General features: G+C 62.4%; 25 protein-coding genes. 7 read left to right on the top strand and 18 right to left on the bottom strand.

What is annotated here, in order from left to right; genetic code table 11:
• Positions 1–29 precede the first annotated feature (29 nt).
• The 6 genes from IAG25_RS01430 to IAG25_RS01405 form a co-directional block, all read right to left on the bottom strand.
• A complete protein-coding gene (locus IAG25_RS01430) occupies positions 30–995 on the bottom strand; it encodes a carbohydrate ABC transporter permease (protein WP_187603181.1) in 966 nt (321 codons plus the stop codon).
• Between the two features lie 76 nt (positions 996–1,071).
• Positions 1,072–2,325: an ABC transporter substrate-binding protein gene (locus IAG25_RS01425; protein ID WP_187603180.1), complete on the bottom strand. Its 1,254-nt coding sequence runs from the start codon at positions 2,323–2,325 to the stop codon at positions 1,072–1,074.
• Positions 2,326–2,375: 50 nt separating this feature from the next.
• On the bottom strand, positions 2,376–3,917 hold the full coding sequence (locus tag IAG25_RS01420) for an aldehyde dehydrogenase family protein (RefSeq protein WP_187603179.1): 1,542 nt from the start codon (positions 3,915–3,917) through the stop codon (positions 2,376–2,378).
• A gap of 1 nt (position 3,918) precedes the next feature.
• Positions 3,919–4,701, bottom strand: coding sequence for an enoyl-CoA hydratase/isomerase family protein (locus IAG25_RS01415; RefSeq protein ID WP_187603178.1), 783 nt, complete (start codon positions 4,699–4,701; stop codon positions 3,919–3,921).
• Entirely contained in the window at positions 4,694–6,286 is a 1,593-nt protein-coding gene (locus tag IAG25_RS01410; RefSeq protein ID WP_187603177.1) for an acyl CoA:acetate/3-ketoacid CoA transferase, read from the bottom strand. The genes IAG25_RS01415 and IAG25_RS01410 overlap by 8 nt, the downstream gene beginning before the upstream one ends.
• Positions 6,287–6,319: 33 nt before the next feature.
• Positions 6,320–7,339, bottom strand: a complete 1,020-nt coding sequence (locus IAG25_RS01405) for a Gfo/Idh/MocA family protein (protein WP_187603176.1) — start codon at positions 7,337–7,339, stop codon at positions 6,320–6,322.
• A 316-nt stretch (positions 7,340–7,655) separates the two neighbouring features.
• On the opposite strand from IAG25_RS01405, the gene IAG25_RS01400 reads away from it, so the two are divergent.
• Positions 7,656–8,744, top strand: coding sequence for a LacI family DNA-binding transcriptional regulator (locus IAG25_RS01400; RefSeq protein WP_187603175.1), 1,089 nt, complete (start codon positions 7,656–7,658; stop codon positions 8,742–8,744).
• A 48-nt stretch (positions 8,745–8,792) separates the two neighbouring features.
• Here the strand turns inward: IAG25_RS01400 and IAG25_RS01395 are convergent, their stop codons facing one another.
• Both IAG25_RS01395 and IAG25_RS01390 read right to left on the bottom strand, forming a co-directional pair.
• The gene (locus IAG25_RS01395) at positions 8,793–9,596 is read right to left on the bottom strand and encodes a transglutaminase-like domain-containing protein (RefSeq protein ID WP_187603174.1); all 804 of its coding nucleotides are present in this window, start codon (positions 9,594–9,596) and stop codon (positions 8,793–8,795) included.
• Between the two features lie 53 nt (positions 9,597–9,649).
• Complete coding sequence (locus IAG25_RS01390) at positions 9,650–10,522, bottom strand: transglutaminase family protein (protein WP_187603173.1); 873 nt, start codon at positions 10,520–10,522, stop codon at positions 9,650–9,652.
• Positions 10,523–11,085: 563 nt separating this feature from the next.
• On the opposite strand from IAG25_RS01390, the gene IAG25_RS01385 reads away from it, so the two are divergent.
• Positions 11,086–11,271, top strand: coding sequence for a hypothetical protein (locus IAG25_RS01385; protein WP_187603172.1), 186 nt, complete (start codon positions 11,086–11,088; stop codon positions 11,269–11,271).
• Positions 11,272–11,370: 99 nt separating this feature from the next.
• On the opposite strand, the gene IAG25_RS01380 is transcribed toward IAG25_RS01385, so the two are convergent.
• From IAG25_RS01380 to IAG25_RS01370, 3 genes are all read right to left on the bottom strand, one after another.
• Positions 11,371–11,793 (bottom strand): hypothetical protein, encoded by a 423-nt coding sequence (locus IAG25_RS01380; protein ID WP_187603171.1) that lies wholly within the window; start codon positions 11,791–11,793, stop codon positions 11,371–11,373.
• Between the two features lie 110 nt (positions 11,794–11,903).
• Positions 11,904–12,122, bottom strand: coding sequence for a hypothetical protein (locus IAG25_RS01375; RefSeq protein ID WP_187603170.1), 219 nt, complete (start codon positions 12,120–12,122; stop codon positions 11,904–11,906).
• Positions 12,123–12,324: 202 nt separating this feature from the next.
• On the bottom strand, positions 12,325–12,528 hold the full coding sequence (locus IAG25_RS01370) for a cold-shock protein (protein ID WP_035500078.1): 204 nt from the start codon (positions 12,526–12,528) through the stop codon (positions 12,325–12,327).
• A 321-nt stretch (positions 12,529–12,849) separates the two neighbouring features.
• Here IAG25_RS01370 and IAG25_RS01365 point away from each other — a divergent pair, with 321 nt between their 5' ends.
• Positions 12,850–13,134, top strand: a complete 285-nt coding sequence (locus tag IAG25_RS01365; RefSeq protein ID WP_035500077.1) for a hypothetical protein — start codon at positions 12,850–12,852, stop codon at positions 13,132–13,134.
• 93 nt (positions 13,135–13,227) lie between these two features.
• On the opposite strand, the gene IAG25_RS01360 is transcribed toward IAG25_RS01365, so the two are convergent.
• From IAG25_RS01360 to IAG25_RS01340, 5 genes are all read right to left on the bottom strand, one after another.
• A complete protein-coding gene (locus tag IAG25_RS01360) occupies positions 13,228–14,613 on the bottom strand; it encodes an LLM class flavin-dependent oxidoreductase (protein WP_187603169.1) in 1,386 nt (461 codons plus the stop codon).
• A 49-nt stretch (positions 14,614–14,662) separates the two neighbouring features.
• Positions 14,663–15,541, bottom strand: coding sequence for a substrate-binding periplasmic protein (locus IAG25_RS01355; protein WP_187603168.1), 879 nt, complete (start codon positions 15,539–15,541; stop codon positions 14,663–14,665).
• Complete coding sequence (locus IAG25_RS01350) at positions 15,534–16,301, bottom strand: ABC transporter permease (protein WP_187603700.1); 768 nt, start codon at positions 16,299–16,301, stop codon at positions 15,534–15,536. Before IAG25_RS01350 ends, IAG25_RS01355 begins: the two co-directional genes overlap by 8 nt.
• Positions 16,302–16,391: 90 nt before the next feature.
• Positions 16,392–17,231 (bottom strand): ABC transporter ATP-binding protein, encoded by an 840-nt coding sequence (locus IAG25_RS01345; RefSeq protein ID WP_187603167.1) that lies wholly within the window; start codon positions 17,229–17,231, stop codon positions 16,392–16,394.
• Positions 17,228–18,310, bottom strand: coding sequence for an ABC transporter substrate-binding protein (locus IAG25_RS01340; protein ID WP_187603166.1), 1,083 nt, complete (start codon positions 18,308–18,310; stop codon positions 17,228–17,230). The genes IAG25_RS01345 and IAG25_RS01340 overlap by 4 nt, the downstream gene beginning before the upstream one ends.
• 320 nt (positions 18,311–18,630) lie before the next feature.
• Here IAG25_RS01340 and IAG25_RS01335 point away from each other — a divergent pair, with 320 nt between their 5' ends.
• From IAG25_RS01335 to IAG25_RS01320, 4 genes are read left to right on the top strand one after another with little or no spacing between them, the layout of a single operon-like run.
• The gene (locus IAG25_RS01335) at positions 18,631–19,470 is read left to right on the top strand and encodes an ABC transporter permease subunit (protein WP_187603165.1); all 840 of its coding nucleotides are present in this window, start codon (positions 18,631–18,633) and stop codon (positions 19,468–19,470) included.
• Complete coding sequence (locus tag IAG25_RS01330) at positions 19,467–20,186, top strand: ABC transporter ATP-binding protein (RefSeq protein ID WP_187603164.1); 720 nt, start codon at positions 19,467–19,469, stop codon at positions 20,184–20,186. The genes IAG25_RS01335 and IAG25_RS01330 overlap by 4 nt, the downstream gene beginning before the upstream one ends.
• Before the next feature lie 44 nt (positions 20,187–20,230).
• On the top strand, positions 20,231–21,235 hold the full coding sequence (locus IAG25_RS01325; RefSeq protein WP_187603163.1) for an NrtA/SsuA/CpmA family ABC transporter substrate-binding protein: 1,005 nt from the start codon (positions 20,231–20,233) through the stop codon (positions 21,233–21,235).
• 19 nt (positions 21,236–21,254) lie between these two features.
• Positions 21,255–22,496: an acyl-CoA dehydrogenase family protein gene (locus tag IAG25_RS01320; RefSeq protein WP_187603162.1), complete on the top strand. Its 1,242-nt coding sequence runs from the start codon at positions 21,255–21,257 to the stop codon at positions 22,494–22,496.
• Between the two features lie 63 nt (positions 22,497–22,559).
• On the opposite strand, the gene IAG25_RS01315 is transcribed toward IAG25_RS01320, so the two are convergent.
• Together IAG25_RS01315 and IAG25_RS01310 are read right to left on the bottom strand one after the other, a co-directional pair.
• Positions 22,560–23,618 carry an LLM class flavin-dependent oxidoreductase gene (locus tag IAG25_RS01315; RefSeq protein ID WP_187603161.1) on the bottom strand — a complete coding sequence of 353 codons (1,059 nt, stop codon included), beginning with the start codon at positions 23,616–23,618 and terminating at the stop codon, positions 22,560–22,562.
• A gap of 148 nt (positions 23,619–23,766) precedes the next feature.
• On the bottom strand, positions 23,767–23,940 hold the full coding sequence (locus IAG25_RS01310) for a hypothetical protein (RefSeq protein ID WP_187603160.1): 174 nt from the start codon (positions 23,938–23,940) through the stop codon (positions 23,767–23,769).
• Positions 23,941–24,083: the final 143 nt, after the last annotated feature.

Below are 24,083 nucleotides of genomic sequence, written 5' to 3'. Positions count from 1 at the left end.
TCAGGCTACGTGGATAGGTACGAATTGCTTCAGTGACCGCCGCCGGAACGACGGGGGCGCATTTCCGAGTAGAGGTAGGGCACCATGATTGCGGCAACGGTGCAGAGCATCATCACGGCGCTCGCGGCTCCCATACCCAGCTCGTTACGTGTGAACGTGAACGAGTACATGAACGTCGAAGGCAGTTCGGTCGAATAACCAGGGCCCGCACCCGTCAAGGCGATCACCAGCTCATAGCTCTTCACAGCCAGGTGAACCAGAATCACGAGTGCCGAGATGAAGACCGGGCGCAGTTGCGGAATGATGATGCGGCGATAGATCGAGGGCATGCGTGCGCCGTCGATCGACGCTGCCTTGATCTGCTCCTGGTCGATGCCGCGCAAGCCCGCAAGGAACATCGCCATGACAAAGCCGGACGCTTGCCAGACCGCCGCGATGACGACGGTGTAAATTGCCATGTCGTCGCTGATGATCCAGTCGAACTGGAAGCTCGTCCATCCCCAGTCGTGGAAGAGCTTCGTCAGGCCGAGCCCCGGATTGAGAATCCACTTCCACGCGGTGCCGGTGACAATGAACGACAACGCCATCGGGTACAGGAAGATCGCGCGCAAATAACCTTCCGCCCGAATGCGCTGATCCAGAAGGATCGCGAGCGCAAGGCCGATTGCAAGACACAGAACCACATACAGCGACGCATAGATGCCGAGGTTCTCCACGGCGACGTGCCAGCGAGGGTGCTCCCACACGCGCGCAAACTGTGTGAATCCAGCCCACTTGAACGTGGCGAATGCGCGGGAACGTGTGAACGAGAGCACCGTCGTCCAGACGATGAAGCCATAGACGAACACCAGCGTGATGATGAGTGTCGGGCTGAGCACGAGCTTCGGGAGAAGCGCTTCGAACGCGTTGCGCGCAGAACGCTTTTTCCCGACTTTCTCCGCTCGGGCTGGGGACTTTGCCGGGTCTATGGACTGGGCACGAGAGTGTAAGAGCATGATTTCACCTGCACGTCGAGAACATCGAACACGAGAGCGGAGCGGACGCTTGCCGTCCGCCTGAGCGGTCAGATCGTCACTTCGAATTCTGGATAGCCGTGACGAGCGCCTTAACAGCGTCGGCCGACGACTGATTCGAATTGAAGAAGTGCGTGACGACGTCATAGAGCGCTGTCTTCGATGCTTCGGGCATCGCCTGGCCGTGGGCGAAGCTGCCGACCATCGTCCCGTTCTTGAGCGCCGTACGCATGTCGGCCATCGACTTCTGACCGCACTCGTCGAAGCCATCGGCGGGCACATCGAGACGTGCCGGCACTGCGCCCTTGATCTGATTGAACTGGGCCTGAACCTTGGGGTCCATCACGGCTTCCGCAAACGCGTACTGTCCGGCCTGCCGGTCGCCGCCCGCCTTGAAGGTGGCGAACTGGTCGGTCACGAAGATGAAGTCGCCCTGCGTGCCGGGGTATCGCATGCAAAGGTAGTCCACGCCCGGCTTCTTGCCCGCGTTGGCGAATTCCCCTTTCGCCCAGTCGCCCATGATCTGCATGGCGGCCTTGCCATTGATGACCATCGAGGTAGCGAGATTCCAGTCACGGCCGGGGAAATTCGGATCCACCATGCCACGCAACGCGCGCAACTGGTCGAACGCCTTTTCCATTGTCTTCGAGCCGAGCGCCTTGGGATCGAGCTTGACCAACGCATCGTTATAGAACTTGGGGCCGCCCGCCGACATCACTGCACTGTCGAAAATCGTAGCTTCCTGCCACGCCTGTCCGCCGTGAGCCAGCGGGATATAACCCGCCTTCCGAATCTTGTCCGCGTCGGCGACGAGCTCTTCGAAGGTTTGCGGCGGCGTGAGCTTGAGTTCATCGAAGATCTTCTTGTTGGCCCAGATCCAGTTGTCGCTATGCACGTCGATGGGCACGCCATACCAGTGTCCATCCGACTTGGAGAAGCGCTGCAGCGGAGCGGGCACCTGCTTGTCCCAGTCGCCCTTCTTGGCGATGCTGTCGAGGTTTGTGAGCAGGTCCTGCTCCGCGTAATCCAGCACGCTGAAGCCAAGCATCTGCACCGCGTCGGGCGGATTGTTCGAAGCTATGCGCGCGCGCAACACCGTGCGCGCCGCTTCGCCGCCGCCGCCCGCGATCGGGCTGTCTTTCCAGGCATAGCCTCGCTGCTTCAGGTTGTCTTTCAGAACGCCCAGCGCTTTGGCCTCGCCGCCGGAGGTCCACCAGTGCATCACTTCCACTTGCTTGTCGGCGGCGATCGCCGAGAGTGCGTGGCACGCGAACAATCCAGCCGCGACGGCGGCAATACGCTTCTTGAACATCTTCGTCTCCTTGTTGATCGCCCCGCGACGGGAGCGTTCGTATATGACTGTCACTTGGTGGACTGGGGCAGCCACCAGTTCTTGCGTGCGCCGATGTGCAGCTGGATGGTTTTGGTTTCGGTGTAGTCCTCGACCGCCTGCTTGCCGAGTTCGCGACCGACGCCGCTGGACTTGAAGCCGCCGAAGGGCAGTTCCGGATAGCCGTCGAGGAACGTGTTGACCCATACAGTCCCTGCGTCTACGCCGCGTGCGACCGTGAGGCACGTGTTGATGTCGTTGCTCCAGACGGCGGCCGACAGTCCATACGCCGAGTCGTTGGCGATCTCGATCGCTTCTTCGACGTCCTTGAACGTCACGATCGAGAGAACGGGACCGAAGATCTCGTCGCGCGCGACGCTCATCTCTGGCGTGACATCGCTGATGATGGTCGGCTCGAGATAAAGACCCTTGGCGTCGTAGCGCTTGCCGCCCAGACGAAGGCGCGCGCCGGCGGCTACGCCCTTGTCGATGTTGGCGAGAATTTCCCCAAGCTGCGTTTCGCTGACGATGGCGCCGATCTTGGTCTCGGGGTGCAGAGGATCGCCCACCGGAACCTGTCGCGCGCGCTCGACGACAGCCTGCGCGAACTGCTCCGCTACCGACTCATGAACGAGAACACGGCTGCCGCTATTGCAGCATTCGCCCGCATTGAAATAGACGCCGAAGACAACGGCATCGACCATCGCGTCCCAATCGCAGTCGGGGAAGACGATCTGCGGATTCTTGCCGCCGAGTTCGAGCGCCACCTTCTTCAACTGCTTCGACGCGATGCCGCCGAGCAGTCCGCCCACGCGCGTCGAACCCGTGAAAGACAGCATGCCGATGGCCGGGTGTTCGGCGAGCGGCTGGCCGACCGTGGGCCCCTTGCCGGTGACAACGTTCACGACGCCCTTCGGAACGCCAGCTTGTTCGAGAATTTCCGCGAGGATGACCGTCGTGCTCGAAGTCAGTTCGCTCGGCTTGATGACGCACGTGCAGCCTGCGGCAAGGGCAAACGGAAGCTTCTGCGAAAGAATCCAGATAGGGAAATTCCAAGGCGTGATGAGCCCGACCACGCCTATCGGCTGACGCAGGACGATCCCCAGCATGTCTTCGCCGAGCGAGTCGTAGGCGTCGCCGCTCGTCGTACGGGCGAGGCTCGCGGCGTACTGCCAGAGATCGACGCAGCCCGAGACTTCGCCACGCGCTTGCGTGAGGGGCTTGCCGGTCTCCAGCGATTCGAGCAACGACATCTCTTCGACCCGCGCCTTGATGCCCTCGGCCACGGCGAGCAACACGCGAGCGCGCTCGACGCCCTTCATCCGGGGCCACGGGCCTTTCCTGAAAGCGACGTCAGCGGCCTGGATCGCGGCTTCGACGTCTGCGCCCGTGGCTTCGGGAAATGAACTCACCACTCGACCGTGAGCCGGGCTGCTACGCTCGAAGCGCTCGCCGCTTGCGGCCTCCTTCCATTGGCCATCGATGAACATCTTTCCGGCGAACGCCTCGTGTTGCAGCGGCTTTGCATTCTCAAGCAGCGCCGTTGCGGCGGGAACAGCAATCTGACTCGTCATTTCATCGACCCTCGTATTGCGCCTTGCGGCGTTCGCGGAAACTGGCCATACCCTCGCGGGCGTCTTGCGTCGTGGCGGACAGCGCGCCGGCCATCGCTTCCAGCGTGGCGCCGGTATTGAAGCCTGCGGCTGCGTTGATCAGTTGCTTCGTGAGTTGCGCGGACACGGGCGCAAGCGTCGCGATCTGCCCGGCGACGGCGATCGCCGCATCGAGCGACTTGCCCGCTTCGGACACTTCGTCGACGAGGCCGATTGCATAGGCGCGCTGCGCGTCGATGCGTCGTGCGGTGAGCGCCATCGACTTCACGTGACTGGGTCCGATGAGGGACACGAGCCGCTGCGTTCCCGACCAGCCGGGACAGGTCGCGATGCTCGCTTCGGGCAGCGCGAAGGTCGCGGCCGGATCGGTCACGCGAACGTCGGCGATTGCGGCGAGTTCCAGACCGCCGCCGAACGCATGACCGTTGATCGCAGCGATCACGGGCAGGCGCAGTGCAGCCCAACGATCGAAGATGCGATGTCCGCGCGTGACCCAGACACGCCACATATCCAGCGGCGCGAGGGCGGACCATTCATTGATATCCGCACCGACACAGAAGGCACGTTCACCAGCGCCTGTCAGCACGACGGCGCGCAGACTGCTGTCCGCTTCGAGTTGCGCAGCGGCGTCTTCGAGTTGTCCAAGCATCGACGGCGTGAGCGAGTTGAGCTTGTCGGGCCGATCGAGCGTGACGACCGCAACCGGACCGCGTTTCTCGATGCGGATAAAGGCTTGATCAGCCATGACGCGCCTCCTTCAGCTTGAGTCCGAACGGCGCGTCCGTGAAGATCGCGGGGTCCATCGGCTTGAGCGACGACGACACCTTCAACTCGATATCGCATTGATCCAGCACGTCCCTTTGCAGATCGATACCGGGAGCGATCTCGACGACTTCGAGCCCGTCTTTGCCGAGCCTGATCACGCACCGTTCGGTGATGTACAGGACTTCCTGATTGCGGGCTTGCCCCATGCGACCGCTGAAGGTCACGTGATCAACATCGGCAACAAACTTCCTCTTGCCTTCCTTGACGATCGAAAGTCTTCCGCTGCCGACTTCGAATTGCGCGCCAGCCGTAAAGTAGCCGCTGAAGACAAGGCGCTTCGCATGCGTCGTGATGTCGATGAAGCCCCCGCACCCCGCCGTCAAATACGGCTTGCTCGGGAGCCGGGATACGTTCACGTTGCCGAAGCGATCGACCTGCATGAACGAGAGCAGAGACACATCGAAACCGCCGCCCTGGAAATAGACGAACTGGGACGGCGACGGCATGATGGCGTCCGCGTTGCCCGAACAGCCGAACGCGAAACCCAGCAATGGCACACCGCCCACCGCGCCTTGCTCGATGGCCCACGTCACATCGTTCGGATAGCCTTCTTCGAGCAAGACGCGCGGCACATTCGCGGAGATCCCGAAGCCCAGATTGACCGCGTCGTTCTGCGCCAGCTCCATCGCGGCGCGCCGGGCGATGATCTTGTCCGGATGCCATTGCGCAAACTCGAATGCGCTTTCGGGCAGCTTGATTTCGCCGCTGATCTCCGGGTCGTATTCGATCTGCGTGGTCTGCTTTTGAGCCGGATCGACCACGACGTAGTCGACTAGATTGCAGGGAATGTGCACCGATTGCGTGTGCAGCGATCCCGCTTTCACGACACGCTTGACCTGCGCGATAACGATGCCGCCGTTGTTGCGCACCGCAAGCGCCTGATCGCGTCCGCCCAGCAGCGCGCCTTCGTGTTCGAACGACAGGTTGCCGCGCTCGTCCGCGGTCGTCGCGCGAACGATGGCAACGCGCGGGACGAAGTTCCGGTAGTGCAGCCACTCGTCGCCGGCAAAAGTCACCTTCTCCACGATGGGGTGTTCGGCCGCGCTGGCGTTCATTGCGCCGCCCTGGCGCGACGGATCGACAAACGTGTCCAGTCCGACCTTGGTCAATACGCCGGGACGCTTGGCGGCCGCCTCGCGATGCATATCGAACAACACGCCGCTCGGCAGGTTGTACGCACGAATCTCGTTATCGACGATCAGATGCCAGATATCCGGCATCGGCAGGCTCGACGGGCCGCTGGGGAACGAGCCGGCTATGACCGTTTTGATGAGCCCTTTCTTTGCAACGTGATCGATGCCTCTGATCCCGTACATGTCGCCGGCGGCGATAGGATGGAGCATCGTCAGATTGCGCGGATGCGCTTGCGCGTCAAAGCGCGCGCCGATCGCGGCGAGCATCGCGTCCGGACAGCCCAGGCCGCTCGACGAACTGACGGTGACTACATCGTCATCGTTGATGAGGCTGGCGGCTTGTGCGAGGGTGATGACCTTGCTGGAACTCACGGTGAGTCTCCTGATAAAGCGGTTCTGGCTGATTTATTCGGCGTAGCGACGCGACACATCGACATGTCCACCGGCTTGCGCAGCCTGTGCGACCGCGAGGGCCGTGATCAGCGAGCGATATCCGTCCACGCCGCTGGCGGCGGGGCTCTGGCCTTCGCGGATGGCTCGGTGAAACTGGGCAACGCCGGTGTGGTAGAGGTTTGCGTGTTCCACCTCGATCGAACGCACACCGTTCGCGTCGCGGAGTTCGATCTCCCCGACTGCGCGCTGGGTCATCACGTCCTTTGCGATCAGCGAACCGTCCGAACCATGCACTTCGAGTCCGGTCGCCGCGAATGGCACGGTGAAGGCGTCGTGGAGTTGCGCGAGAACGCCATTGTCAAAACGCACGATCGCCATGACGCCGTCGGTAAGACCCGCGTTGCTCATCGTGCCGGTGGTCGTCATTGCACTGACTTCGATCGGCTCCGCGTTCAGCACGAAGCGCAGCGTGTCGACGTCATGAACGGTGATGTCGAGCACGACACCGCCGCCAGCGTCCTGCTTTTCGATGCGCCACCCGCGCAGATGTGGCGGGAGCGACACCGCATGAAAGACGCGGGCAAAGAGCGGCGTTCCGATCGCGCCTTCGATGATGAGTTCGCGCAGCTTGCGATGCGTGGAAGCATTCCGGAGATGGTGGTTCGTTCCGAGAATGACACCGTGTTCGGCGCAGGCCTCGATCATCCGGGCTGCGTCTGCTTCGGAAAGAGCAAGCGGCTTCTCGCAGAGAACATGTTTGCCGGCGCGCGCCGCGGCCAGAACTTGCGGAAGATGTTTCTCGTTGGTGCTGCTGATGTACACCGCCTGGACTGCCGGATCGGCGAGCACGGCATCGAGATCGGTGGAATGCCTGGCGATGCCGTGCTTCGCGGCGAATTCTCGTGCGCGCGCTGCATTGCCGCTGACGACGGTTTCGATCGTCGCGTCAGCCTGGGCCCGGATGGCGTCGACCATCCACTCGTCTGCGATCGTGCTGGCGCCAACGAGCGCCCATCCAAATCGTGCCGCCATGTTTGTCTCCATATCGTTCAAGTAGAACGTTCCACTAGCGGAGGGAAAAAACGCGTTTTCCGCGTTCCTGGCTATCGTCACCGTTGGTGGATCGTTCCACTAAGCTGCTGAAAAATTCGGCGCCTGGCGCCGTTCTTCGTGGTGGATCGTTCCACTTAATGTAGTTCGCAGGTTCTGGCGAGTCAACTAGAGACGAACCCTGATCCCTTGGATAACCGGGCACGCAAAACATCCGACTATTCAAAAAATTCAGTGGAACGTTCTAGCTGCGGTGATAATCTTCCGGTGAGCAAGCCGTTCCCGAGCCCCGTCCCACATGAAAAGCAATCCAACCATCCTCGACATCGCCAGAACCGCGGGCGTGTCGAAATCGACCGTGTCGCTGGTGTTGCAGGAGAACCCGCGTATCCCGGCAGACACCGCGGAAAAGGTGCGGCAGGCCGCGCGACAGCTCGGATACGTGTACAACCGGGGCGCGGCGGCGTTGCGCGGTCGACGCAGCGCCACGATCGGCATGGTCATCAACGACCTGACGAACCCCTTCTTCGTCGAGTTGCTGGTGGCGATCGAACGCGTGCTCGCCGAGGCGGGTTACACCACGTTGATGGCGCATACGGCCGAAAGCGTCGCCACGCAAACTCGCGTGCTGCGCTCGATGCGGGAACAGAATGTCGCCGGCTTGATCATGTCGCCCGCGCTCGGGACGGACGATGCGCTTCCGGCGGAGATTCGATCGTGGGGCATTCCGCTCGTGCTGGTGATGCGTCCGATGGGCGACGACGTCGATACCATAGGCGTCGATAACGCTTTCGGCTTCGCGCTCGCCACTGAGCACCTGATCGCCCAGGGACATACGCGCATCGCGTTCGCCGGCAATCGCAAAGGCTACGCGGTGGCTAGTCAGCGTCGCGAGGGTTATCTCTCAACGATGAAGCAGCACGAGCTTCCTGTCGCCGACGAGTGGACTATCGACGTCGAGCTCACGCCACAGGGCGGCCAGAAAGCGGTGCGCGCGATCTTTGATATGGCGCTCCGTCCCACGGCCGTGCTCTGCTACAACGACCAGGTCGCGATCGGCGTACTGCATGAACTCGATCGGATGGGCAAACGTGCAGGCAAGGATCTGGCGGTTGTGGGTTGCGACAACATCGTGGCGGCCGAACATACGAATCCACCGCTTACGACGCTCTCGGCAGGCTCCGATAAACTCGGCACGCTTGCAAGCGAGACCCTTCTCTCGAGGTTGGTCGAAGGCGCTGTGGCGGATGGTCCGGCAAAGCAATTCTTTGCGGTGCCGGAACTCATCATCCGTGAATCAAGCGAGCATGCGATCGATGCGGAAGACGCCACGCAAACCGTTCGAGGCAAGCAGCCCGGCCGCAAGCGTACAGCCCGGGCCTCGTGAACGAACCAATGCGCGCGTTGCGTTGCGCTCGATGCTGCCCGTTCGAACTCACACAGGCGCGCAGTGGATGTCGAACTTGATCAGCTTGGTCGGGCCGAAGGTATTGCTGATGGCGACATCGGCGGCATCGCGACCTCGAGCCATCAGCACGCGGCCAATACGCGGCACGTTGTTGCGCGGGTCGAAGGTCTGCCATGAACCGCCCACATAGGCTTCGAACCAGGCGGCGAAATCCATCGCGCTATAGGGCGGCGGCACGCCGACATCGCTGATATAGCCGGTGCAGTAGCGCGCCGGAATATTCATCGCGCGGCACAGCGCCACGGCCAGATGAGCGAAGTCGCGACAAACGCCCTGTCGTTCCTCAAACGCCTCGAACGCGGTCTTGGTCGGTCGTGCGAATCCGTATCCGAACTTGATGTGGCCATGCACGTAGTCGCAGATCGCCTGCACCCGGTCACGCCCCGGGGCAGTCGCGGCGAACAGTTTCCATGCGATGGCGGACAACAGATCGGTTTCGCAATATCGGCTGCCGAGCAGAAACACCAGACATTCATCCGGCAGCGTCTCGACGGGATGCTGATGCCCGAGCGGTTCGCGCGTCTCGGGTTGGTCGGAGATTTCGAGCAATGCGCTGGTGGACAGCGAGATCAGCCCCGCCGGTGCGACGATGCGACTGCACAGATTACCGAAGCTGTCGCGATACTGCGTGATCGGCACGGGTGGATCGACGACCAGCAGATCACCCGACAGCACATCCTGCGCGCGGGAGAAGTGCGTGTTCAACATCAGCATCATCGGGGTCGGCTGCGGACACTCGTAGATCAGTTCATAGCCCACGCGGAGTTTCATCGAATCATCCTTGCATTGAGAAGTCATTGGCGCGGGGCGCAAAGATGTTTCCATCAGCTGTCTTCGGTGACGCTCACGTCTACGTCGAGGCTCCGGAACGAATGCATCGCGCCGTGCCATGTGCCCCACAGCGGCAGCGCCTGATCCGAATTCCAGGCTACGGCCACACGAATCAGATGCCGATTTCCGATGATGCTGTTGGTCGGATCGAAATCGACCCAGCCGGCGCCGGGCAGATAGATCTGCAACCATGCGTGCGTCGCGCCGCCGCCCAGCGTGGTGTCGTGGTTCGGCACGAAGATATAGCCGCTGACAAACCGGGCCGCCAGGCCGAGCGAGCGGACCGCATCCATCATGAGCACCGCGAAATCCCTGCAACTGCCGCTGCCCAGCCGAAGCGTCTCGGCAGGTTGATTGACGCCCTTCTCGACTCGCCGCACGTACGTGAAGCTGTTCTTGATCTCGAGCGTCATGCTGCGTAGCAAGGTCATCGTTTCGGTCGAACCGCCCGGTCCGATGAAACGTCGCGCCCATGCGTCCACATCGCCGGTAAGAATGGGCCGGCTTCGCGCGTTCACGAGATTCGACGCCTCCTCGCTGGTGTATGCGAATGGCCACTTCGATGCATACCCTTCCAGCGAATAATCGGGCAACGGCGCTTCGTAGTGTTCGAGCGTCACCTCGCTTCTGAAGATCAATTCGGACGCCTCGCCCGAGAACGTCGCAATTGCGACCGAATTGTCGAATACGTCATGCAACCAGTGCAGGCGATCGGGCGTCGGGCTGATCATCAACTGCGTACTCAGAAGACGCAGATCATGACTCGCACGCGGGCGGAACATCATGCGATGCTCTCCGAAGCGCACCGGCTCCGAATAGCGATATGCACTTTGATGTCGCACGGTAAGACGTTGCGGGCCGCTCATTGCGGCACGCAGCGGAGAGACTGGATCACTATTTCGCTCCCAAAGGGTTAATCCGCGCGGAAATGCGCGAATGAGTCAACCGAGACTCGGAAGCGCGTCAAATAATCCGAACATCGAATGAAAAGCCAGGCATGAAGTAAGACTGACTCACGTACACGACCATGCAAGGCATGGCGGCAATCGGCTATTTCTTTTTGGCGGCGCTGGTTGACCCCGTAGTCTTGGGAACCGGGATCTTGAACGGATCGGCGACTGGCGCCGACAATTTTTTGGCTTGTTTGGGCTTCTTTGCCTCGCGATTACTTCGCATTTGACCCTTTGCCATTTTGCGCCCCTGTGTGGCGGCCACGGAATGGGCCGCTAATTGGCCTATTCTGAGCGCATTTTTAATTGCTGTCGCGGTCTATTTAATTGGCTCGACGACGAGCGTTGAGCGGCGCGTCCGCAGATTTCCTCGATGCATCGCCCCGTCGAGTCTGACGATTGTTCTTGCTTTGTTTCGCCATGCGGCGCACGCTCGCGTGGCTAACGTTCATCGACCTTCTTTTTTTGCGGACATCAACATGCTGAAGCGAATCCCGACCGACCCCGCCGCACCGTTTCGAAAGCAGGACCTTACGGCAACTCAAAAAGCGCGCGTGGAAGCATTGCGGCAGGCAGAGTCCGACCGCGCCGAAAAGCGACTCGAGAACGATGCGCGCATCGACGTCAACGCTGCGAAGTGGCGTTATGTATCACCGACGAACTAGATCGCTTCGAAGTTTCCCTCTGACGAGGTATCTCGGCATGGAGTTTGATTCGGATTTCTGACTATTTTGGTGAGATGCGAGCTGGCATTTGAACACGTATCAGATGAGCCCGAAGTCGGCGCAAAGCACTTTGATCGGTGAGCGGGAGCCATCCCTTTGTTTCTGAGTCGCTATCCCGACGATGTGATTCAGGTTCACACGGAGGACTTCGCTGTCCTGCGACACCGACCCGTCCGAGCCGAAAACACGGTCAAGGCATTCGCGCGTGACCTGCACCTGCAAGCGCTTGTTCTGGATTGTCTGGCTGAAGAAAAGATCGCCGTCTGACCGAAGGAAAGGACGATTTAAAGACAGAGCCTCGGAAGCAGCGGCTTGCTGCAAACGAACGCCGCCTCTTTTTGATCCGGTCAATGGATTACGTTCGAAGCAGCCCGGGCATACGAAATAAATCCCGAGGCTATCGATGGCTGGATGCGCGTTGTGCCGGGATACATCGACTTTGCAGTGCTTGCAGTTCCACATGGCGACCTCCGCGTCGTCGATGCAAGCAAACAGGTTACGCGTCGTCTCGTGCGCTTGCGAGACTTCATTTGTAAAAGCAAGTCCGGCCCTTTTGATTTGTCGCGCAAGAGCTAACGCCTTATTCTCACCGCCTGGCGTCGCGCGTGAGCCGAGCCGCCTTCATAGGCCTCGTCCTCGGTCTCGAAGCGAAGATGACTGTCGTAGCGGATCTCGCTGACATTCGAACTACTCAAATCTACATCGACACATGCGTAGGTGAAGCCACCGGCAGGAAGCGGTTGAACCACAACATGGAATTCATGGTTTCCAACTTTCAACATGCGTGACATCGAGAACTCCAGTAGTGGTGAGCCATCGTACCACGCGATGAAGAACGAACCCGCGCTTGTGTCGCTGGGGCTCGGGCATTTGCGTTCACTGCATCGAAATGATCAGGCGTGCTATTCATTTCGACGAAAACACCTGAACGAAGTTTAATTACCCCAGATACGAAACTGCCGGTTCCGCATGCGGAACCGGCAGGAAGGCTACTCAGATCGGCGTGATGTTCGCGGCCTGTAGACCCTTGGGGCCGCTCTTCGTCTCATAGCTGACTTTCTGATTTTCCGCGAGCGTCTTGAACCCTTCGGCGCGAATCTCCGAGAAATGCGCGAACAGGTCATCGCCGCCGCTGTCGGGTGTGATAAACCCAAAACCCTTACTGTCGTTGAACCACTTGACGGTGCCGGTATCCATGAAACTCTCCTGAAGATGAACGAACAAATGGGACCGCGAGAGGGTCCCGGAACAAAGGATCAAGGAGGGAGAGGACAACGAACACCGCAGGCTGCGGTCAATGATGAGCAGCAATCGCGCTTCTTGAAGACTTCATTAAGAAAATTACGCCTCGCCTCGAAAACCGTCAAGATCTTTCGGCCCGCGGCACGGCAAGCGATTTGTCTAACTGCTCGTCCCCGCCCCGACGGGCCTGCGTGTCCGGAATAACGCAAACCGTTTACCGCGCGACCCCGGCGGGCTTTACGGGTATAGTGGATCTTCATTCTCGAGGAGACGTTCATGCCAGCATTCCCGCCTCTTTACAAGGGCTTCGAACTCCATCCTCTCGTGTTCTCGCGCGCATTCAGCCGCTTCGACAGGCATTCTCGCTACGACGAAGGCTACGATGTCGCGATTCGCATCTGTCGCCCGGAGATATCGGGCGAGGCCGGCACGAGCCGCGTATTCAAGCTCGATCGGCAAGATGTGTTTGTGGACTTCGGAATTGCCCGGCGCGCCGCTCGTCAACGCGGTGAGGATATCGTCGATGGAAAGGTGGAAGGCTCGTCTGTCGCCGATATGTGAGCCTTATTCCTGGAGTACCTGGTGTAAGCAGCCATTCGAATGGCTCGTTCGCCAAGGTGGCCGTCGCGCCACCGCAATTGCTGGCGAATTTCTTTATGCCGCGTGAGCCGCGCAGGGGACTGCAAACTTTCCATCTTCCCGGCTCGCATAACGCGACGCCGGCCTGGCAAGACCGAGATGATCGCGTAGCGTGCGGCCTTCGTATTCGCTGCGAAAGCGTCCGCGCCGCCGCAACTCGGGCAGCACCAGTTCGATGAAATCGTTCAGCGAATCGGGCAGCAACGCGGGCATCACGTTGAATCCGTCCGCGCCGTAATGCACGAAGCGCTCTTCCAGCGCATCCGCGATCTGCGCAGGCGTGCCGACCAGTTGCCAGTGTCCGCGCGCGCCTGCAATGCGACGATAAAGCTCGCGAATCGTGAGATTTTCCCGGCGCGCAAGCTCGATCATCAGCGTCTGACGGCTCTTGCTTGCGTTGGTCTCGGGCAGTTCTGGAATCGGTCCATCGAGCGGATAAGCCGACAGATCGAAGCCGCCCGTCAGCATCGAAACCATCGCGAGGCCCACGACCGGATCGATGAGCGCCTGCAGTTCGTCGAACTTCGCGCGCGCCTCGCCTTCCGTGCGGCCGACTATCGGCATCACGCCCGGCATGATCTTGAGCGAGTCCGGATGACGGCCGTGGCGCGCCATGCGGCCTTTGACATCGGCGTAGAACGCGACGGCGTCGTCGAGCGTCTGTTGCGCCGTGAAAATCACTTCCGCGGTGCGGGCGGCGAGTTCCTTGCCCGCCTCGGACGAACCCGCCTGCACGGTCACCGGATGACCCTGCGGCGAGCGCGCGACGTTCAATGGCCCACGCACGTTGAAGAACGCGCCGCGATGATCGAGCACGTGGCGCTTGTCCGGATCGAAGTATCGCCCCGACGACTTGTCGCGCAGGAACGCATCTTCGTCGAAGCTATCCCAGAGGCCCGACACGACATCCGCGAATTCGTCCGCGCGCTCATAGCGCGTCGCGTGCGCGAGATGCTCGTCGAAGCCGAAGTTGCGCGCCTCATGCTCGCTCGATGATGTCACCAGATTCCATCCCGCACGTCCGCCGCTGATGTGATCGAGCGACGCGAACTTGCGCGCGATGTGATACGGCTCGTTGAACGAGGTCGATGCCGTGCCGACGAGACCGATGCGCCGCGTGATTGCCGCAAGCGCCGAAAGAAGCGTGAGCGGTTCGAACTGCGCGACGTAGCTGTGGGCGGTGCGGCTCAGGAACTGCGCATCGTCGCCGCGCGTGCCGGAGCCATCGGCGAGAAAGATCAGATCGAACTTCGCCGCTTCCGCCGCTTGCGCGAGTTGGACGTGATGGGCGAAATTGCTGCCCGCATCGGCGCTCGCATGAGGATGCCGCCATGCGGCGATGTGATGGCCCGTGGGATAGAGAAACGCGCCGAGATGCAGATGTCCGTTCCGTTGAGTCATGTCCGATGGTTTCTCGTTGTGCGTGCGGTGCAGGTTATGCCGTGCCCGCTCAGTGGCAATACAGATCGTTCTGGGCGTTGAACATGTCGAATGCGAGACGCGTCGCCTGATCTTCGCGCACCGTCGAGAGCCAGCGTTGCCGCCGCCAGCCCTCGACTATCCGTTCGATGAACGCCGTGCTCGCGATATCGCCGGTGCGCGTCGCGATGAAGGCAGGCGCAGGCGCAACCGTGCCGGGCAGACTCCGGTAATAAGCCCAGTCGGGCTGCTTCAGCAACTGGCGGATCACATACTCGTCGTCGACGAGCGCGGCGCATTCGCCCGCCTGAAACGCCAGCAACGCATCGAGCGGACGGTCGAACGCCTGTATGTGCGCATGCGCGCGGCGGGCGGCCTCGGTCGCGAACGGACTGCCGCGCGATGCGCAGATCACGCCGTCCGCGAGATCGCTCCAGTCGCGCACCGCGCCGCGCCGAAGCACGAGCGCCATGCCGCGCCCGGACGTATAGGCGCTCGGCGCATAGGCGATCGACGGTTCAGCGCTGAAGCCCAAGCCCGCGACGGCGACATCCGCGCGGCCCGATCGCAGCGCGTCGGCGGCTTCGCGCGGTCCGGCGAGCAACAGGGTAACGGGCAGTCCCGCGCGCCGTCCGATGTCTTCGGCCAGCGCCGCGGCAAAGCCGTCCGCCACGCGCGCGAAATGATCGACCCGGCCGACGTTGAGCGTCGGCGCAGGTCGCGACGGCACCGCGACGATCAGCGTTCCGCGTGCGAGCGCGGCGGCGAAGGGCCGGTCATCGTCCGGACGATTGCGCCATGCATCGCGCAGCGGCAACGACGAGAGCGCGACCATCGCCATGACTGCAAGGGCAAGCCAGCGCAGCCGCTTGCCGTGACCCGGAAGCGCTGCGAACGCGCTCCTAGCCATTTTGCGCGAGCCCCACGCGCCAGCGAAGCAAGCGCCGTTCGAGCAAGGAAAGACTCTTGTTGATCAGCAAACCGAACAGCGCGAGCAGCACGATGCCCGCGTACATGTCGGGAATCTGGAACGTCTCCTGCGAATTGAGCGTGTAGAAGCCGAGGCCCGAGCGCGCGCCGATCATCTCCGCCGCGACCAGCGCCGTGATGCTGTACGCGCCCGCGAGCCGGATGCCGGTGAGAATCTCGGGCAACGCGGCGGGCAGCACCACCTTGGCGAAGATGAAGCCTTGCGAAGCGCCCATCGAGCGCGCGCAATCGATGAACACGCGCTCCACCTGCTTGACGCCCGAAATGGTATTGAGCAGCACCGGCCAGAACGCGGCCCACACGATGATCGCGATCTTCGACGACTCGCCGATGCCGAGGAACAGCATGAACACCGGAAACAGCGCGAACGCGGACACCTGGCGCAGCAACTGATAGAGCGGATCGATAATGCGTTCGGCGCGACGAAACCATCCCAGCGCGAAGCCCGACACGACGCCGCCCGCGATGGCCAGCAGGAGACCGACGATAGAGCGCAGCGCGCTCGCGCCGAGATGCTTCCACACGTCGCCGCTATCGAACAGGCGCGCGATGGCGAGCGCCACTTGCGAGGGCGGGCTGAGATACGCCGGACTCACGATGCCCGAGCGCGGCAGCACTTCCCACAGCACCGCAAAAACGATCAGCGCGATCGAACGCTCGAACGCGTACGAAACGTTCATGCCGCGTCCGCGCTTGGCCTTGCGCGCAACGTCCCGCCTTGCGCCGATCAGCACGGGCAGCTTGTTCAAGGTCTCTTGCTCTGCCACGTCTCATGCCCCCGTCAGTGTTTCGGCTACAAGCTCACGCGGTGCGCCGCGCGCGTCGTCCAGTTCATCGCTCAGGCTCGCCCACGCGCGCTGCCGCAGCGCGACGAACGCGGCGCTGTGTCGTATCGATGCGGGACGCGGACGCGGCAGATCGACATCGATGATCTCCTTCACGCGCCCCGGCCCGCGCCCGACGATAGCCACGCGATCCGCCAGGAAAATCGCTTCGTCGATGCTGTGCGTGACGAACACGACCGTCTTCGCGCTCTGCTCCCAGATGCCCAGCAACTCGTGCTGCAAGGACTCGCGCGTCTGCGCATCGAGCGCGCCGAAAGGCTCGTCCATCAGCAGGATTTCGGGGCCGTAGGCGAGCACCCGCGCGATCGCCACACGCTGCCGCATGCCGCCAGAAAGCTGATGCGGATAGTGATCGGCGAAATCGAGCAGGCCGACCAGACGCAGGAACCGTTCGGCCTCGCTGCGGCGTTGCGCCCGCTTCACGCCGCGAATCTCCAGCCCTGTTTCGACGTTCTTGCGCACCGTGCGCCACGGAAACAGCGCATAGCCCTGAAACACGAAGCCGAGTTTGTTGCGCGCCGCGCCGACAGGCTCGCCGTCCACGCTGATGCGGCCCGAGGTCGGCAAGGTCAGCCCCGCGAGAAGGTTGAGCAGGGTCGACTTGCCGCAGCCGCTCGGACCGAGCACGGCGAGGAACTCGCCCTCGCGCACGCGCAGGTCGAAGTGTTCGAGCACGGTATGGCTCGACGCCGTCGCCTCGTTGACGTAAGCGAGCGACAGATCGCGCACGACGATCTTGTCGGGTGCCGTGCGTGTCGCGCTCATGATGGCCTGCCGTTCGCGACCGGCGTCGCGTTTGCCTGCGACTGCTTCGCGGCCAACGGGTTGTACTGGTTCGTGTAGACGTCCTTCACCTGCACCTTGCCCTTCGGGATCTTGCCGGCCTGTTCGAGGATATCGATGTAGTACTGGATCGGCGGTTCGGTCACCACGAGATCCTTCACGTAGGCATAGCGCTCGACCAGCTTCACGTCGATGCCGAGCCGCTCAGCCGTGAGCTGGCGCGCTTCGTCCGGATGCGCGTTGACCCAGTTGCCGGCCTTCGCGATGGCCGTCACGAAATCCTTCACCGCTTGCGGATGGGCGCGCGCGAACGCGCCGTTCACGCTGTAGGGCGCCATGCCGCCCAGTCCGCCGTCCTCGTCCCAGTCGCTCCACAGCTTGTGCAGTTGCGGATCGGCCTCGGCCGCGCCGGAGAAAGGCGGATGAATGATGGCGATATCCACGTTCTTCGTGACGAGCGCCTGTTGCGACTGGTTGTCGGGCACGACGAGCCAGTTGACCTTCGACACGTCCACGCCATGCTGCGACAGATACTTCTTCGTCACGAACTCCGCGCAGGCGCCGAAGCTGTTGAACGCCACTGTCTTGCCCTCGAAGTCCTTCGGCCCGCGAATGCCCGAATCCTTGCGTGTGAAGTACTTCATATGCGGCGCATCGGGCAGCGTCTCGCCGCCCGCGGACACGACCTTGATATCCGCGCCGCTCGCGATCGCGGAGATGACGAGCGGCACCATGCGCGTGCCGAAATCGATCTCCCCTGTGCCGACGAGCGGAATGATCTGCGGCGCGGATATCTTGCCGACATACTTCGGACGCGTGCTCGTGCCTTCGAAATAGCCGAGCTTGTCGGCGAGGTAGACGAGATCGAACGCCGGGTTGTCGGGATACTTGAAGTACGTCACCTCCTGCCGGCTACTCTGCGCGACCGGCGACGCCGACGATTGCGCCTGCTCTTCGTGAGGCTTGCAGCCGCCCAGCAAAACGAGCGCGGCGGCCGCGCAGGCCACCACAGTGAGCTTTCCGGCAACGTATGGCCGGCGATGCGAATTGGACGCCTTCATGGGATCGGGATGAGAAGAGCAGCAAAGGGAAATGGTCAGGCACGGCGCGACCGGCCATGCGGTGCTCAGGCATTCTCACGCCGCGAGCGACGCGCGCGAACGAAGCAAATATGCATAGCTCTTGCGATGAAAACTGAAATGCAATTCAGCCGATGCGCGATGGCATTAGCGGCATCGGCAGATATGAACACTGCAAAGCAAAGAACAATAAAACGTTTGTCGACGCGCCATTCGGCGGCTTCTAATAAGCAGCTCTCCTTCTCGACTCGCGGATAACTTTTATCGCAGCGCCCATCCTTCATGGCTGATACGGAAATGAAATGGCTGACCTGACTTCCACCCGCAACAGCTATGTGTCTTCGCATGCACCTCGCGCGGGCATATCGAAAGTCGTGCTCTATCGATGGCTTTCGTGGGCCATTCCCGCGATCGTCGTGCTCGTGTGGGAAGCGGCATCGCGCATCGGGCTGATCGCGCCTCAAGTGCTTCCCGCTCCGAGCCGCGTCTTCGACACCGCCGTGAATCTCGCAAGGAACGGCGAGCTTTTCGTTCATCTCGGCGTGTCGCTGTTGCGTGCCGCGGGAGGCTTCGTCATCGGTGGGACGATCGGGCTCGCGCTGGGCGTCGCCGTCGGCTTCTCGCCGTTCGCGCTGGCGCTCTTCGATCGCTCGATCCAGATGGTGCGCGCAATTCCTTTTCTGGCGATGCTGCCGCTCGTGATCGTCTGGTTCGGCGTCGGCGAAGTCGCGAAGATCTTTCTGGTCGCGCTCGCGGTGCTCTTCCCCATCTACATCAACACGATGCTCGGCATCCGGCAGATCGATCCGAAGCTGATGGAACTCGCACGCGTGATCGGCATGGACCGGCTCGCGATCGTGCGGCGAATCATTCTTCCCGGCGCGATGCCTTCCATCCTGACAGGCGTGCGCTATGCGCTCGCGCATGCATGGCTCGCGCTCGTCATCGCCGAGACGCTCGCGACGACGAAAGGCATCGGCTTTCTCGCGATGGACGCCCGCGAATTCCTGAACACTAACGTCATCCTGCTGACCGTGATCATCTACGCGATCATCGGCGTCGTTGCGGATGCGCTCGTGCGCCTGCTCGAAGCCCGTTTCCTCTCGTGGCACGCGAACTATGCCAAAGGGGCGCGCAAGTGACGCAGAGCAATGTGTTGTCCCGCGAGCGCGTGAGTTCGTCATCGGCGCTGGCCGTATCGGTGCGCGGACTGCAACGGCGCTATGGCAGCCGTGTCGTCATCGATGCACTCGACCTCGACATCCGCAAAGGCGAATTCGTCGCGCTGCTGGGTGAGAGCGGATGCGGCAAGACCACGCTGCTGCGCGCGCTGGCGGGGCTCGATCTGCCCGACGCTGGAAACATACGTGCGCCGGAGCGCCCTTCCGTCGTGTTCCAGGAGCATCGGCTGCTGCCCTGGGCGACGTTATGGCAGAACGTCGCGCTCGGTCACGAAAACACGATCGGCCGCGAAGGCGCGGCGCGCGCGCTTACCGAAGTCGGACTCGCCGGACGTGAGGACGACTGGCCGCGCAATCTGTCGGGCGGTCAGGCGCAGCGGGTGGCGCTAGCGCGCGCGCTCATTCACGACCCTGCGCTGCTGTTGCTCGACGAGCCGTTCGCGGCCCTCGATGCGCTCACTCGCATCCGGATGCACGGCCTCGTCAAGGAACTCGTCGCGCTGCATCAGCCGGGCGTGCTGATCGTGACGCATGACGTCGACGAAGCGCTCACGCTCGCCGACAGGATTCTCGTGATGCGCGCCGGACGCATCGCGGCTGCGTTCCAGCCCAAGGATCACGCGCCGCTGGCGCTGCGGCCCATCCTGCTCGCGGAGCTGGGCGTCCGGACTCACTGACCTCTCACTGACCTCTTTCCGTACAACCAGAAGGACCTCAAAGGATGACCGATTCTTCGCTGACCCGCCGCCAGTTGTTACGCGCGGCAGGAGGCCTGCTGGCCGGCGTCGCCACCAGCGGACTTTTACCCGCGCGAGCCGCCGAGCCGCGCAAGCTCACGCGCAATACCGACACGGTGCGCATCGGCTGGGGCTACGGCAGCCTGCCCGACATCGCCAGGCAACGCGGCGTGTTCGAGAAGACGCTCGCCGCCAAAGGCATCAAGGTCGAATGGATCGGCCCGTTTCCGAACCATGCGCCCTCGATTCAGGCCGTGGTCGGCGGCAGCGCCGACTTCGGCTTCTGGGGATCGACGACCCCCGCGCTCGCCGCGATGCTCGCCGGCTCGCCGATCGTCTTCAACGCGTTCGATATCTATTCGCCCCGCTCGACGGCCATCATCGCGAAGAAGTCGAGCGGCATCGATTCGGTCGCCGATCTGGCGGGCCGCAAGGTCGCCGTCAACCGTTCGGGGCTCGGCGAATTCCTGCTGATCGCGGCGCTGGAAAAGCATCGCGTCGATCGCGACAAGGTCCAGTTCGTCTATCTGAATCCGCCCGACGCCGCGCCCGCTTTCGCGCAAGGCAAAGTCGATGCATGGTCGATGTGGTCGCCCGGCGTGGACATCTCGCGCTTCTCGAATGACGCGAAGGACATCTTCAACGAAGGCCGCGATCTGGATTTCCTGATCGACTACAGCTCGCTCGTGACGCGCCGGAAGTTCACCGAAGAGAACTCCGAGCTGATCCGCGCGGTGATCGATGCGTACCGCGTAGAAGGCGCATGGCAGTCCGCGCATTCCGCCGACGCCGAACTTCTCGTGCAACGCGAAGGCAAGTATCCGGACCAGGTGCGCGACTATCTCGCGAGCCTCAAGCGCGTGAATCAGTTTCACGAGCCCGACGATGCCGCTTTCATCGCGCAATTTCAACGCGCCGCCGACTGGCTCGCGGAACGCAAGATCATCAATTCGCGCATCAGGGTCGCGGATTACAGCATCAAGGTCTGATTCGAGGAAATGCAAGATCATGTCTGAACACACCAACGTATCGAGCGCCGGGCCCGCGCTCGTATCGCCGCTGTCGGCAAGCCTCGGCTTCGCGCAGATCATCGACGATATCGCCGCGAGCGCCGCCGAGCGTGAACGCGATCATCGCCTTCCGCGCGAGGAGATCGCAAGTCTCAAGGCGCTCGGCTTCGGCGCGCTGCGGCTTCCCGTCGATGCCGGCGGACGCGGCGTGTCGCTGCGCGAATTGCTCGTCGTCGCGCGCGATGTGGCCGCGGCGGACTCGAACATCGCCCATGCGTTCCGCAATCATCTGTGGCAAGTGGAAGCCGCGCTCAGAAGGCGCGAGCATCCCTTTCATGCACGCGTGCTGGAACTCACTGCGCAGAAGAAGACCATCGGGCTGAGCTTCGTCGACAGCGACGTGACGGCGGCGGGCGCGCGCCCGACGAAGGTGCTGAGCCGGCTCGAATGGGACGCGTCCCGCGATGTCTACGTCGGCTCGGGCGACAAGGTGTACGCGACGGGCAATCTGTACAACGACGCGTTCATCGGACTCGCGGTGGAAAGCCGCGCGGGCCGCACCGTGCAATACGTGCTGGACCGCGGCGAAGGCGTAAGCGATGACGACGACTGGCAAGGTTTCGGGCAGCGCCTGACCGGCTCGGGCACAGCGCGGTTCCGCGACGTGACGCTGCCCGCCGCGCATCTCTATCCGACGGACCCGCCCAAGTCCGATGAAGCGGCGCCGTGGGGCTATACCTTCCATCAGGTCTATCTGACCAACTGCATCGCGGGCATCGTGCGTCGCGTGGCGCTGGACGCCGTGGACGTGCTGCGCGCGCGCGGACGCAACTTCTATCACGGCGAAGCCGCGCATCCCGCCGACGAACCCGCGCTGCAATCGCTGCTCGGCCGTATTCGCGCGTACGCGGCGAGCGTCGAGGCGACCGCGGACCGCGCGGTCGTCGCTCTGCAACGCGTATGGGATGCGCAGGGCACGCGCGACGAATACGAGACCACGCTCGCCGCCACCTTCGCGGCTTCCGAAGCCAAAGTCGTGATCGACGATCTCGCTCCGCAGATCGCGAGCTGGCTGATCGATCTCGGCTCGGGCTCGGTCGTCTCACGCATCGGCGCACTGGACCGGCACTGGCGCAACATCAAGGTGATCGCTTCGCACAATCCGCGGCTCTACAAAGAGCGCCTGCTCGGGCAGAACCTGCTGACCGGGCAACTGCCGCCCACGGGCGCGTTCTTCTGATCGTGCGTAACGGGTCCGCTCGCGCGCCGCTGAAGGCCCGACGCGACGAGCGGACCCGCGTGCTCAGCCGCCCAGCAGACGGCGCACGCGCGGCATCACTTCCTGCGCGAATCGGCCCATATCGGCCTCGAATGGCTGGAACTGCAGCATGAACAGTTCGATGCCTGCCCGATGAAATTCCGCGATGCGCCGCGCGACCGTATCGTAATCGCCGACGAGATCCGCCGCCGTGCCGCCATTCGACCCGACCCGCGCCGAGCGCGCGAAGGTCTGGTGCATCACCGCTTTCGGATCGGTATTGGCCTTCTGCCGTTCGCGCAGCGGCTTGTCGAGTTCCGCCAGCGCGAAGAGACGTTCGAGATGCGCCTGCGCTTCATCCTGCGTCTCGCGTGCGATCACGAACGCCGACAAGCCGAAGCGCAACGCCTCGCGTCCGGCCGGTCGCGCGCGGGCGGAGACATCGGCGATGAGGGCGGCCACGTCGTCGTGCGGCTGGCCGTTGATGAACCACACGTCGCCATGCGCCGCCACGAGCGAGCGCGCCGGCTCCGATTCGCCGCCGACATAGATGCGCGGACGCGCGCGGAACGGATCGGCGGGACGCAGCCGATAGTCATCGATACGGAAGTGGTCGCCGCGATGCGTGACGGCTTCACCACGCAGCAACGCCTCGACGACAGCTATCCACTCGCGGCCATACGCATAGCGCTCGTCGTGCTCGGCAAAGCCGATGCCGGCGCGTTCGAGCTCGGGACGGTTCCACGCGTTCACGAGGTTGATCGCGAAGCGCCCGCCGCTGATGTGCTCGATCTGCTGCGCCATCTTCGCGAGCACGACCGGATGATAGAGATAAGGCTTGATGGCCGCGATGATCTCGATGCGCGAAGTGAGCGCCGCCAGTGCCGCCGACGCCGTCCACGCTTCGAGCTGATCGAGCGAGGGATCGTGCGGGTTGATCGTATGCTGCGCGACGAGCACGGAGTCGTAACCGAGGCGTTCGGCCTCCAGCACGAGCGCCTTGTTGCGCGTCCACGAGGCGTCGTACGGCTCCTCGGGATCCTGCAGCGCCGCGCGGCTGCCATGCACGAGCGCCCAGACGCCGAAGCGGGGAAATTTGGACATCGCTTGAATGAACCGATAGACAGAGTGGAAAGGATGCTCATGCTAACGCCGGGCGATCACATGGCGATCCAATTTCTATCGATAAGGAATTGCCATATCGGCATTAGGCGCGCGCGGACTTGCTGCGCTGATCGATCCAGAGCCGGGCCTAGCGCGCCGCATATGCGATGGCGTGATCGGGCTCGAAGAAGTAGTCGAGCGCATCGAAGGTGAAGGATGCGCCGCTTGCCGCCGTGGGGCTCTCGATAATCAGGTTCGCCGCATACAGGCCGCTCGGCAATGCATGTGCGGACGGTGCCACGTCATATCCCTTGTATCGCATGAAGTTTTCCTGGAAAGCGCTGGAGCGTGAAAATCATCTCTGGCGCCCGATGCTAAAGCTCGATGCGCGCATCGCCAACGAATGCTTTGAAGAAAGCAAATCAGCGCTGGCCTCAGTTACATCGCGCGAATGCTTTGGATTGC

Source organism: Caballeronia sp. EK (genome assembly GCF_014384845.1).
GTDB classification, from domain to species: Bacteria; Pseudomonadota; Gammaproteobacteria; order Burkholderiales; family Burkholderiaceae; genus Caballeronia; species Caballeronia jiangsuensis.
The sequence above is the reverse complement of the archived record's forward strand: the minus strand, read 5'-3'. Positions and strand labels throughout refer to the sequence as shown.